Below are 12,826 nucleotides of genomic sequence, written 5' to 3' on the forward strand. Positions count from 1 at the left end.
TTTCAATCATTTATATCGTAACCCCATGATTATTCTTCACTTCGGCCATCACAAAGGTACTGTGGGTACTTCCGATAGAATCTACGGAACCTAATTTATTAAATACGAAATCCTGATAATGCTTCATATCTCTTACCTGAACTTTAAGCAGAAAATCAAAATCTCCTGAAATATTATAACATTCCACCACTTCTTCGATCTGCACAATATCTTTCACAAATTTATTCCCTACAGACCGGTCATGAATCTTTAATTTCACCTGACAGAAAACAGTAAACCCCCGATTGAGTTTTTCAGCTTCCAAAACAGCCGCATAGTGCTTAATGTATCCTTCCTGTTCCAATCTTTTTACCCGTTCAAAAACAGGCGATGGAGAGAGGTTAATTTCTTTAGCCAGCTCTTTCACGGTCAGTTTTGCATTTTTTTGCAGGATTCTCAGCAGCTGAAGATCCTTTTCGTCAAGTCTTTCCACAGGATAATATTCTTTTTACGGTTTATTTTTTCAAATTTACAGAATATTTATCTTTAAAAATAAATAACAACAACGTTTTATACTTAATTTTTGACATTAAACCAATTAATTAACGCAATTCAATACCTTTATCCCACAATCTGTTCTTTAACATACTTCATCAAACGGAAAAGGTTTTACGTAGCGTAAATGAATAGGGAATCGTGTGAAAATCACGAGCTGTCGCGCAACTGTAAGTAATATATCAAAGGTTTTTGTCCACGAGTATCCACTGCTATAAGCGGGAAGGACGACAAAAACTGTTACCAGCCAGGAGACCTGCCTGTTCCGGATTGACAATGCTTTCGCGGTTTGAAGCTTTGAGTCATACAGATGATACTTTTTGAACGTATTGGGTCAGTTTTAAAATTAGAGAAATCGGAAGTTTAAAACTCTCCTGATCTATCTCATTATGTATGAATGGGATAATTACGTCCTTATGGTATCTACTCTATTCCTGAAAATTCTTTCTTTGATAGCATTGCGAAGCATTCTAAAGGAACTTTTAAAATAATGATTTACTAATTAAAAGTTTAAAAGAAAATGCAAACACACATTCTAGGCTATCCGCGTATTGGTAGCCACAGAGAACTGAAAAAAGCCTGCGAGCAGTATTGGTCAGGCAAAACCACATTAACCGATCTGTTGGAAACGGGTAAAAACCTTCGTCTTCAGCATTGGAAAATCCAGCAGGAAGCAGGTATCGATCTTATTCCATCCAATGATTTTTCTTATTATGATCAGGTGCTGGATATTACTTTAACTGTGGGAGCGATTCCAGAGCGTTATCAGGAAATAACGTCTAAAGAATCCAATACCGAACTGGATCTGTATTTTGCTATGGCCAGAGGATATCAAAAAGATAGTTTGGATATTACCGCTATGGAAATGACAAAATGGTTTGATACCAATTACCATTATATCGTCCCTGAGTTCAGGAAAGACCAAAAATTTAACCTTTTTTCCACTAAAATAATTGAAGAATTTACAGAAGCAAAACAGGCAGGAATCAATACCAAACCTGTACTTATCGGACCGGTAACGTATCTATTACTGGGTAAAGAAAAAGAAAGTGGTTTTGATAAATTGGATCTCGCTGAGAATCTTTTACCCGTTTATTTGGAAATTCTTAAACAACTTGAACATCAGGGAGCTGAATACATTCAGCTGGACGAGCCCTTTTTAACCTTAGACCTCAATGAAAAAGCAAAAGAAACATATCAGTGGGTCTACAGTGAAATTAAAAGACAGTTTCCAAATCTTACATTCATTGTAGCCACTTATTTTGACGGATTAAAAGACAATCTTAGTCTGGCAGCTGCTTTACCTGTTGATGTTTTACATATTGATCTGGTACGTGCTCCGGAACAGCTGGAGGAGGTTTTATCTACTATTCCATGGTCATTAAGTCTTTCTTTAGGCCTTGTAGACGGAAGAAATATCTGGAAAAATAATTTTGATCAATCTCTGGTTTTTATCCATAAAGCAGTAGCAGCATTGGGTACGGAAAGAGTTTTTATTGCCCCTTCATGCTCATTGCTCCACGCTCCTTTTGACCTGGATCTGGAAAAAAATGAAGATACTTTATCACCGGAAATCAAGCAGTGGCTGGCTTTCGCTAAACAGAAAGTTCAGGAGATTGTTATCTTGCAGAAACTCGCTTCAGGAAATCCGGATTACAACGTTTTGCAGAAATTGGCTGAAAATAAAAAGGCCATTCAAAATCGGGCTACTTCTACTTTAATTCACAATCAGGAAGTTAAGAAACGGGTGGATGCTACGACTGAAGAAGATGCACAAAGAAATAACCCGTTCAATGTGCGAAAAGAAGTACAGCAAGAGGTTTTGAAGCTTCCCTTGTTTCCCACCACGACTATTGGTTCATTTCCACAGACCATAGAAGTAAGAAGCTGGAGATCAAAATTCAAAAAAGGGGAATTAAATGCCCAGCAGTACGACCAATTACTGAAAGAAGAAACCCAGAGAACTATCCAGTGGCAGGAAGAAATCGGAATTGATGTGCTGGTACATGGAGAATTCGAACGCAATGATATGGTGGAATATTTCGGGGAACAGCTTTCCGGATTTACTTTTACTCAAAATGGATGGGTACAGAGTTATGGAAGCCGGTGTGTAAAACCACCCGTTATTTATGGAGACGTTCACAGACCGCATCCGATGACGGTATACTGGTCGGAATACGCCCAATCTTTAACTCAAAAATGGATAAAAGGCATGCTGACAGGCCCTGTAACAATTCTTCAATGGTCTTTTGTACGGGATGATCAGCCGCGCTCTTTAACCTGTAAACAGATTGCCCTGGCCATTCGTGATGAGGTACAAGATCTGGAAAAAGCAGGCATCAGAATTATCCAGATTGATGAACCCGCCATCAGAGAGGGACTCCCATTGCGTAAAGCCGAGTGGCAGAACTATCTGAAATGGGCTGTTGAAGCCTTCCGGCTTTCTGCAAGCGGTGTGGAAGATGCTACACAGATCCACACGCATATGTGTTATTCCGAGTTCAACGATATTATTCAGAATATTGCTGATATGGATGCTGATGTCATTACGATAGAATGTTCCAGAAGTCAGATGGAACTATTAAATGCGTTCGCAGATTTCAAATATCCTAATGAGATCGGTCCGGGAGTCTATGATATTCATTCCCCTAGAGTTCCGTCTAAAGAAGAAATGGTCGAGCTATTGAAAAAAGCACAGTCCGTTATCCCGGCACAGCAGCTTTGGGTGAATCCTGACTGCGGTTTGAAAACAAGACACTGGGAGGAAACTGAGAAAGCGCTGATTGCAATGGTAGAGGCTTCAAGAGAACTGGCAGCTTCATATGTGGCAGAAGAAGTTTAACATATATTTTTTTATGAAAAGCGGGAGTTTACTTCTGCTTTTTTGTTTTAATTCCTACTTCTATTTGCTCCCAATGTAAAAAGAAACTAAATTACAAGCTTAAAATTAATCCCATAATTAAAAATATTTTCCGAACAAATTTGAAAAGAATTTAGATTCTTATAATCTTTTTCATTTTATATATGCTCTTATGAGACATATAAATTCAAATGCAATTATCAAAGTATCTAAATTTTCATGAAGAAAGTATGGAAAATGATTATAAAAAATAAAGTATGTTACTTTAACATGTAAAGGAAAACATAAATTAATATAATTAAGGACTGCATAATATTTAAAAACAAATGACCCCCGAAGAATTCGTAAAAAACTTTTACCAGGAAAAACAAAACATTCTCAATTTAAGTTTTGATAGAAAATCAGAATATAGAACTCTTGTTTCAACAAAAATTGAAGAATTAGATCTAAATGAAGTCAAAACTGAAAAATTAAAAGAAATAGTTTCTCATCTTTTGACAGATAGCTTTTATACCATCTTATTAGGCTTGGATGGTTCTGCAAGTATTGGAGACTCTCAAGAAAGTTTTAAGATCTATGATGGAGAAGACAACTTAATCTCTGAAGGCGGAGATTTGGAAGAACTTGCCTATGAATATTTTCATGAAGATAAATAATATGAAACTTTTATTTCTTTTACTATTAATTTCAACAGCATTGTTTGGACAGTCAAATAATGAAATACAAAATCAAAGAAAGCTAAAAAATTATATTCATTTAGATAGTATTGATGTTTATTCAAAAGATTATCCTACCAAACTTATTGAAGGTTCTGGACTTTTTAAAAATAAGAAAAACAAAGATATCGGATCAATAGGCTATTCTACAGAAATAACAAAAGATAAAAATGGTAAAATTGTTCGTGTTTTAAAATCTGAATCTGATCATTATGATGAGTATAATAAGAAGCCTCAAAAAAGTGTAATTAGTAAAATAACAATTTATTTTGATGAATTTCAACAACCTGATTTGGCAAAATATATTTCAAAAATTTTTATATCCAGTTCATTAGTAACTACCAAAACAAAACTCTTTGATTTAAAAGCAGATAATGAAGACACTTATGAATTTAGACAAGTTAAAGATGTACTAAATGAAATAAAAGAGAAATAAAACTACATTTTCACCCTCCAAATAAATTAATAATGAATAAGTTATGATTTTTTAAATTAAAAAGCTTAATTTTGCACCCCGAAATAAGGATCATACATATGAAAAGAGTTGTTGAGCACAGAAAGCTTCTTGGGGTTGATAAAACTGTTACGTTAAAAGAATTGAAAACAATTTACAGAAATACGATGAAAGATACTCATCCTGATAAATTTGTGAATGATGAAGCCGGGAAAGAAGCAGCTGAAGAAAAAAGCAAGTCTGTAATTGAAGCCTACCACTTTTTGGTAAGCATTAACCAGGAAACACAGGAAAAATATAAAGAGGAATATACTGAAACAATCACAAAATCTAATATTCAGGATTTTTATCTTGAAAAAGCGGTTTTGAAAGTTCAGCATTTGAATGGAAAGATGTATGAATATATCGGTGTTCCAAGAAATACGTATATAAAAATGGTCAACTCTGATTCTCCAAGCCGTTTTGCAAGAAGACACATTTACGGAAGTTTCATCTACCGAAAGTCCGGAGAGGCTATGGAAGATTAATATTCCACTACAAATAAAGCGAAGGCTTTCAGTTCATTCTGAAAGCCTTTATTTTTTTAAATTTTTCCTACATCCATTACAATTTCAGTCAGATTTCATTATTTTAGAATTCGAAATAATCATTCAGTCCCTATGAAAATCATTCCTATTCTATCTTTCGTCATACTCTTGTCATTAGCATCGTGCCAATACAGTCAACAGCAGAAAGATATGATTCAAAAAATAGCATCATCCGATAAAGATCGATTTGAAAATCAGTTTAGAAGTGACTTATTTAAAGAATTCTCAAAAAAGGATATGATTAATCTGTCTTCGCATGAAAACCCGGAAGTGGCACTCTATTTTTTTAACATCTTAATTGAGAAATATCCCCAGGAATGTTTTCAGGTTCTGATGAAAAATCTTGACAATACAAAGACTTCCGATATCTGGACAAGCTATGACACTATAAATGAAATGACTGTTCCACAAGCCATGATATTTTATACCATGTACAAAGGAAATACTTTAACTGAAATACAAAAAGAAAAGCTCTTTGAAGCCATTATCATGGATATTGATAACAAAAGACATCTACATGGAGATCTGTTTTCTTATCTGGGTGAACATCAAAACAATCCAAACCCCAAGTACTATAATATCCTCAAAAAAGAAATGAACAGAAAGGAAAATATCCTTTTTTATGCCAACACTTATTTACTTAACTATTTTGCGAATTATAACAGATATGAAGACACTCTCATCATTAAAAACTATCTCGAAAAAAATATCGACGATAATGGTCCTATCCATATGAATATGTCCGTAGAATTCATCAATAAACATCCAAAACCGTCTTACCTTCCTATATTGGAAGAGTTTTACAGCAAAAGAATTAAAGGAAAAGAATTTACAGCTGATCCAGTTTTTTTTGAATTGGAAGACCTTACTCTTGCTACCCTGAAATACAATACGGAAAGTTCAAAAAACTTATTGAAAAATATCACGTATCACACCCAATATAAACCGGATGAAGAATTGGCCGCGAATGAGCAACTTTATTTCTTCATCAATACCTATGACCGATCCAATTATTTCGCTGATATCAAAAACGATCTAAAATCTAAACTCAACAAAACAAAAATGGATTCAGTTATCTCAAAACATGAGCGTTGGGATCTGTATAAAAAATAAGAATAGAAACTATTAAAAATAAAAAGCGCATCAGAAATCTGATGCGCTTTTCGGTTAATTAAGGTTGTTATATTAGTCTATGTGTTTCGGAGTGTATCCATCTTCACTTAGTTCTTTATGTACATAGTCGGCTTTCATTTCAGCTTCGTAGTCTACTTTTTCATTTTTACCCATTCTTCTAAGAATAGAGTCGAAAATTGAGTATACTACCGGCACAATGATCAGGGTAAGGAATAATGATGATGTTAAACCACCAATAATTACCCATGCAAGACCTTTGTTCATCTCGGCTCCTGCTCCACTTGCCAATGCAATCGGAAGCATCCCGAAGATCATCGCAATCGTTGTCATCAAGATCGGACGAAGACGTGCATGGTTAGCCTGAACTAAGGCGTCATGAGTATTCGCTCCCGCTGCTTTTCTCGCATTCGTAAAGTCGACAATAAGAATCGCGTTTTTGGCAACAAGACCAATCAACATGATCATCCCCAACATCGTAAAGATGTTCAGTGAATTGGCTGTTAAGGCAAGAATCACCATAACCCCGATCATTGCTAACGGAATTGAGAATAATACCACAAACGGATATACAAAACTGTCATACAGAGACACCATTACAAGGTATACCAATACAATAGCTGCCAATAAAGCAATTCCTAACGTACCGAAACCTTCTTCCTGATTCTCCATATCTCCACCCCACTTATAGTTAACCCCTGCAGGTTTTTTATCACTATTCATGAATTGAGCAGACCATTCGTTAGCAACGTCTCCTACAGGGCGACCCACTACTTTAGATAATACTTTTACCGATGGAGACTTATCTCTACGCTGTAGTAAACTTGGCCCTGAACTCATATCCACATTCGCAAACTGGCTCAAACGAACCTGCTCTCCTGCCGTATTGGTAAAGATGAGGTTTTTAACATCGTCAATAGACTTTCTGTTGTTGTCTGCAAGGCGGATATTGATATCATATTCATATTCTCCGGCTCTGAACTTCCCGTCGGTATTTCCGTTGAATGCAGTCTGCATTGTCTGTCCTACACTTTGAAGATTAAGGCCTAATGAAGACATTTTATCACGGTCGATATTTACACGAACTTCAGGGCTTCCTGTATCTGTGGATAATTCAGCATCTACAGATCCCGGCACTTTTTTAAGCAATTCCAAGATTCTTGTTGCTTCTTTCGTTGCTGTTTCGTTATCAGCAGCAGTTACTACCATTTCAATTGGCGCATTATCTGCTCCCATTAATCCGATTGGTGCTGTTTTAAATTCAACTCCGGTGAACTTTTCTTCAAGGTCACGCTTCATTTTTGCAGCGATAATATCAGTACTTTCAGCACGCTCAGACTTATCGGTTAAGATTACCTGAATCTCAGACTGGTATACGGTAGCCTGTGCCCCACCAAATCCTGAAGACTGCTGTCCTACTGTAGTAATCATATCTACTACATCTTTGTTTGCTCTTAAATATTTTTCAACATTTAAAGTAACCTGGTTTGTTTTTTCAACGGTGGCATCTTTTGACAGCTCCATTTGAACAAGGAACTGACCACGGTCCATTTTAGGGAAAAATTCCCCTCCAATAAATCCGAACGCTACCAACATGAATGAAGAAAGTAAGATAATGAATGTCACAACAACAGTCATAATTCTTCTTAACGTTGATTTTAAACACCATTCAAGAATTCCTGTGATCCAGTGCGTAAATTTATCAATCATGCTTTCAAACCAAAGGATAAATTTCTGGAACCAGTTTTTCCCTGTTAAATGCTCCAGCTTACCAAATCTTGAAGATAACCAAGGAATAATGGTAAATGAAGATAATAATGAGAATAACGTTGCAATTACCACCGTGACGCAGAACTGCGCCAGGATGTTTGCTACTAACCCTGAACTCATCGCAATCGGTAAGAATACCACCACGATTACCAAAGTGATCGCTGATACAGTAAATCCAATCTCGGAAGCACCATCGTATGCAGCTCTGATCTTACTTTTACCCATCTCCATGTGACGGTAAATGTTCTCCAACACTACAATCGCGTCATCCACAAGGATACCTACTACCAGAGACAATCCAAGTAAACTCATCAAGTTCAGGGTATATCCCATTAAGTTCATTCCGATAAACGTCGCAATCAACGATACAGGAATAGAAACCATTACAATAAAGGCATTTCTTATACTGTGAAGGAATAACAACATCACGATGGCTACCAGGATTACTGCCAGGAATAAGTCAAAAATTACGTGATTGGCTGCTTCCAAAGTAAAGTCGGTACTGTCATCAACGGTTTTAATTTTAATTCCCTGAACTTTATAATCTTCCTGAACTTTAGCAATGGTTTTCTGAACACTTTCAGAAACCGCCACCGCATTGGCATCAGACTGTTTCTTTACCTGTAATAAAATCGTTGGATTCTGGTTAAATCTCGCTACTTTTTCTACATCTTTCTGGGTATCAAATACGGTAGCAACGTCTGATACACGAATCTGAGCTCCATTTTTAGAAGAAATAACAAGATTACTCATTTCCTCGGTAGATTTATATTTACCGGATAATCTGATCGTTGCCTTATTAGTTCTTGTCTTCAAAAATCCTGTCGGGAAATCAAGGTTTGAAGAAAGAATTGCCTGCTGAACATCTCCAATAGAAAGTCCGTATCCCTGCAGTTTTTTCTCATCAATATTCACCTGAATTTCTCTCTCCTGTCCTCCTACAAGGTCAACCTGAGCCACACCATTTACACGGGAGAAAATAGGTTCTATTTTTTTATCTAATAAATCGTAGAGTTCTTTATTATTCAGCTTATCACTTGAGATACTCAAGGTCATAATCGGAAGATCATCCAGTGAGAATTTATTCAGTGACGGTGCTTTGGCATCATCCGGAAGCTCCGAAAGAATGGCATTTACCTTACGCTGGGCATCATTCAACGCATAGTTGACGTCGGCTCCGTCGTTCAGCTGAACCATAATCACCGATAAACTTTCGTATGATGAAGATTCTACTTTTTTCACGTTTTCCAGGGAACCTACGGCATCCTCTATCTTTCGTGTAACGGAAGTTTCCACCTCAGCAGGTGAAGCTCCCGGATATACTGTAGAGATCGTAACCATGTTGGTTTCAAACTTAGGAATAAGCTCGTACCCCATCATGGTATAACTCAAGATCCCTCCTAACGTCAGCAATGTAAATAATACAATGACTAACGTGGGTCTTTTAATCGATATTTCTGCTAACTTCATGGATCTACTACTTTACAATATTGATTTTTGAACCATTATCAAGGTTGATCTGTCCGCTGGTAATTACCTGTTCACCACCGTTTAGACCGCTTAGGATCTGTACTTTATCTCCATATATTTTTCCAATCGTTACTTTGATCATTTTAGCGGTTCCGTTTTGAACAATAAATAACTGTCCTGAACTTACTCCGTTAACGAAAGCTTCTGCAGGAACGGTTAACATATTTTGAGTTTCAGCACCATGATTGGTTTTAAATACTGCCGTAGCGTACATCCCTGCTTTAAGATTCCCCCTGTTCTGCACTTCAATTTCCACTGGGAAGTTTAAAGAAGCATCACTTTTAGGAGCAATGAATGTAATTCTACCACTGAAAGAATCTTCCGGTAAAACATTCACTTTAATAGGAACTTCCTGACCTAACTGGATTCTTCCGATCTGGCTTTCATCCACTAAAACTGAAAGTTTCAGAGTATTAATGTTCACAATTTCAAACATGGAAGTTCCAATTGAAACAACAGTTCCCGGCTCTACCATTTTCTTGTTGATAGTACCGCTGATTCCTGCACGGATGCTTGTATCATTTACTTTTACTCCCTGAGCTCTTACAGCCGCCTGTGCATTTTTAAGCTGTAATCTTGAGTTGTCAAGCTGTTGTTTGGTAACGCCTCCGGTTTTAAATGCATTTTCATAACGCTGGTTATCAATTACTGCATTCTGCAAATTGTTTTGAGCTTGTGCCACATCAACTTCGATCGCATCTCTTTTGATTGTAGCCAATACCTGACCTGCAGATACTTTTGATCCTTCTTTAACCAAAACACTAACGATACGTCCTCCGATCTCGGAAGCCTGATTCATTTCCTGTTTTGGAAGAAAAGTACCGTTGGCTGAATAATCTGTATTAATGTTCTCTCTTGATACCGTTACTACATTTACGTTAATTTTATCAACCTGTTTTGCAACTTCAGCAACTTCTTTCGTCTGCTTTTCTTTATTGCCGGCAATCTTGTAAGCGGCCAAACCGATTAGGACAGCTGCTACGATGATATATATTAAAGTTTTTTTCATTTCTAGTTTATTATGATGGGTTTTGTAATGTGTTGAGTTCTCCTTTAGCTTTAATCAACTTGATCTCAGCCTGTTTGTAGTCGAGCAATGCATTGGAATAATTCTGTTTTGCCTGTGTTAAAGCATTTTCAGCATCCAGAACTTCGGTAAGGGTTGCTAAACCGTACTGATAGTTGGACTGTGTATTTTTCTGCACTCGTTCTGCTAAATCAACATTATCTTTCATACTCTGGATATTGATGATGGCATTTTCCATATTGGAAATGGCATTTTTATACTCTAGACTCAAATTCAGCTGTGTGTTTTGAATATCAAGATCAAGATCCTGAATATCGATTTCAGCCTGCTGGATCTTAGCTTTGGTAGCTCCACCGGTGAAAATCGGAACATTGATGTTAAGCCCTATCGCTGAATAATCACTCCAAAGTACCCCATTATTCAATCCATTGGTAAGAGGGAATTTCTTTCCTGTTCCTGCCCATCCATAATTCGCCTGAAGGCTTACGGTAGGATAAAGATAAGCTTCAGTAGCTTTTTTATTGTATTGAAGAAGTTCTCTGTTTTTGTTCTTTACTTTGATCTCCAGGCGGTCATCCAGGTTTACATTGCTGGCAATAAGCTCCGGTCTTGGTTCGATCGTTTTTTCTTCAAGTTCAATATCCGTGTCTATGGGAACTCCCATATAAAATTTCAAAGAATTTTTTGAAAGCTCTACAGAATTGATCAGCTGCTGTCTATTTGATCCGATATTGGTAAGCTGTACATTGGTACGGTCTAAATCAATAGATTTTGCAAGTCCGTTATCTACTAAGCTTTTGATTACGTTTCTTACTTTTTCCGTATTTGAATAGCTTGCTTCTACAGTTTTAAGGTTTTCTTCCTGTACAAAAACCTGATAATATGCTGTGGCCACATTTTCAATGATCTGCTCATTGGTCAGCTGTGAATTCAAAACATAAAATTCTCTTGTAGATTTTGCAGCTTTAAGACCGGTAAAAACTCTCTGGTCAAATATAGCCTGCTGAAGACTTACGACTGCACTGGAGCTCCATGGCTGTCCCAACTGAGCGGTGATTCTTTGTCCGCCGAATTCAAGTAAAGACTGTTGAATAACCGGATTGTACGTTAATCCTGCTGTCCCGCTTATCTGTGGCAAAGCACCTGCTCTTGCCTCATCAATTTTATATTCAGCTTTTTTGATCTGTAAAGCAGCTTTTTTGGCTTCTGCTTTATTTTGAAGCGCCTGCTTGATGGCTTCCTGTAAAGAAACCTGCTGTTGGGCAGACACTGATGAAAAGCCGAAAATCATAAATGCTGCAGCTATCCCAATTTTTAGCTTTTTAGCAGTTATACGTTTTCTTTTCATAATTTTATACTTCGTTTATTTTTTTAATATAATTTTCCCGTCACAGTTTTTATTTCTAAAGGACGAATCATTTCTTAAAATACTTTAACATTTTCTTAATTCTTAAAAAGCATATTGAGAATGATCTCTTTTCTTTCGGAAATAATCTTGTCATATTCCTCATCACTGATCATCAGATTCTCCATAAATAAAGGTCTGATAGCACTTGGGAATACAAGCAGAGATACCATATTGAGAATAAACTGAACCGGAGCCATTTTATCTATGTTTCCAAGTTCCATCTCTTTTTCGATATCTTTATAGAGTGTTTCTAAAACATCTTCTTCAATTTCTCTCTGATGGCAGTTTCCTTTATTAATCTGTGAAACGATATAGGTTTCCAGATAAGGATACTGAAGACTGGTGGAAAGGCTGCCTTCTATAAACTTGCTGATCTTTACTTTAAAAGGAAGATCTGCATTCTGAATGATCTTGGATTTTTCCTGTTCTACCCGCTGAGCTTCATCGAAAATAATCTGAATGAGATTATCTCTTGAACGAAAATAATAATTGATAAGCGTTCTGTTGACTCCGGCTGCATCGGCAATTTCCTGGGTAGTAGCATCAAACTTCCCTTTCACAAAGAATAAATTCTTCGCTGTCTCTTTGATTAATTCCTGTGTTTGGTCTTTTTTCGCTTGATTTGACATTATTGTTAAACAATTTTGTACAAATGTAAAATAAATTCTATTTTTGACAAAATTGTTAAACAAAATAATTAAACAATTTTGTATGATTTACATCATATTTCTGGGATCTGGTTTTAGATTATCAGGCTTAACTCGCCGAAAGGAGAGTATTTTCGATATATTTGCCGAAAAATTAATAAT

General features: G+C 36.5%; 10 protein-coding genes and 1 riboswitch. Of the genes, 5 read left to right on the forward strand and 5 right to left on the reverse strand.

All coding sequences use genetic code 11. The features are described from left to right. Nucleotides 1-10 precede the first annotated feature (10 nt). The gene (locus tag IW15_RS11985; RefSeq protein ID WP_034711519.1) at nucleotides 11-472 is read right to left on the reverse strand and encodes an Lrp/AsnC family transcriptional regulator; all 462 of its coding nucleotides are present in this window, start codon (nucleotides 470-472) and stop codon (nucleotides 11-13) included. Between the two features lie 154 nt (nucleotides 473-626). After that, nucleotides 627-812: riboswitch (cobalamin riboswitch) on the forward strand. A gap of 242 nt (nucleotides 813-1,054) precedes the next feature. On the opposite strand from IW15_RS11985, the gene metE reads away from it, so the two are divergent. The 5 genes from metE to IW15_RS12010 all read left to right on the forward strand — a co-directional run bounded on the left by metE (nucleotide 1,055) and on the right by IW15_RS12010 (nucleotide 6,264). Beyond that, nucleotides 1,055-3,376: a 5-methyltetrahydropteroyltriglutamate--homocysteine S-methyltransferase gene (gene metE / locus IW15_RS11990; RefSeq protein WP_034711521.1), complete on the forward strand. Its 2,322-nt coding sequence runs from the start codon at nucleotides 1,055-1,057 to the stop codon at nucleotides 3,374-3,376. 344 nt (nucleotides 3,377-3,720) lie between these two features. Further along, nucleotides 3,721-4,050, forward strand: coding sequence for a hypothetical protein (locus IW15_RS11995; RefSeq protein ID WP_034711523.1), 330 nt, complete (start codon nucleotides 3,721-3,723; stop codon nucleotides 4,048-4,050). A 1-nt stretch (nucleotide 4,051) separates the two neighbouring features. Beyond that, entirely contained in the window at nucleotides 4,052-4,546 is a 495-nt protein-coding gene (locus IW15_RS12000; protein ID WP_131368549.1) for a hypothetical protein, read from the forward strand. A 98-nt stretch (nucleotides 4,547-4,644) separates the two neighbouring features. After that, on the forward strand, nucleotides 4,645-5,091 hold the full coding sequence (locus tag IW15_RS12005; RefSeq protein WP_034711527.1) for a KTSC domain-containing protein: 447 nt from the start codon (nucleotides 4,645-4,647) through the stop codon (nucleotides 5,089-5,091). A gap of 132 nt (nucleotides 5,092-5,223) precedes the next feature. After that, a complete protein-coding gene (locus IW15_RS12010; RefSeq protein ID WP_131368550.1) occupies nucleotides 5,224-6,264 on the forward strand; it encodes a hypothetical protein in 1,041 nt (346 codons plus the stop codon). A 72-nt stretch (nucleotides 6,265-6,336) separates the two neighbouring features. On the opposite strand, the gene IW15_RS12015 is transcribed toward IW15_RS12010, so the two are convergent. The 4 genes from IW15_RS12015 to IW15_RS12030 all read right to left on the reverse strand — a co-directional run bounded on the left by IW15_RS12015 (nucleotide 6,337) and on the right by IW15_RS12030 (nucleotide 12,646). Further along, a complete protein-coding gene (locus IW15_RS12015; protein ID WP_034711530.1) occupies nucleotides 6,337-9,522 on the reverse strand; it encodes an efflux RND transporter permease subunit in 3,186 nt (1,061 codons plus the stop codon). Between the two features lie 7 nt (nucleotides 9,523-9,529). After that, nucleotides 9,530-10,591 carry an efflux RND transporter periplasmic adaptor subunit gene (locus IW15_RS12020; protein ID WP_034711532.1) on the reverse strand — a complete coding sequence of 354 codons (1,062 nt, stop codon included), beginning with the start codon at nucleotides 10,589-10,591 and terminating at the stop codon, nucleotides 9,530-9,532. 10 nt (nucleotides 10,592-10,601) lie between these two features. Further along, entirely contained in the window at nucleotides 10,602-11,957 is a 1,356-nt protein-coding gene (locus tag IW15_RS12025) for a TolC family protein (protein WP_034711534.1), read from the reverse strand. A gap of 95 nt (nucleotides 11,958-12,052) precedes the next feature. Then, nucleotides 12,053-12,646 carry a TetR/AcrR family transcriptional regulator gene (locus tag IW15_RS12030; protein ID WP_034711536.1) on the reverse strand — a complete coding sequence of 198 codons (594 nt, stop codon included), beginning with the start codon at nucleotides 12,644-12,646 and terminating at the stop codon, nucleotides 12,053-12,055. Nucleotides 12,647-12,826: the final 180 nt, after the last annotated feature.

This window comes from Chryseobacterium soli (assembly GCF_000737705.1).
Classification (GTDB): Bacteria; Bacteroidota; Bacteroidia; order Flavobacteriales; family Weeksellaceae; genus Chryseobacterium; species Chryseobacterium soli.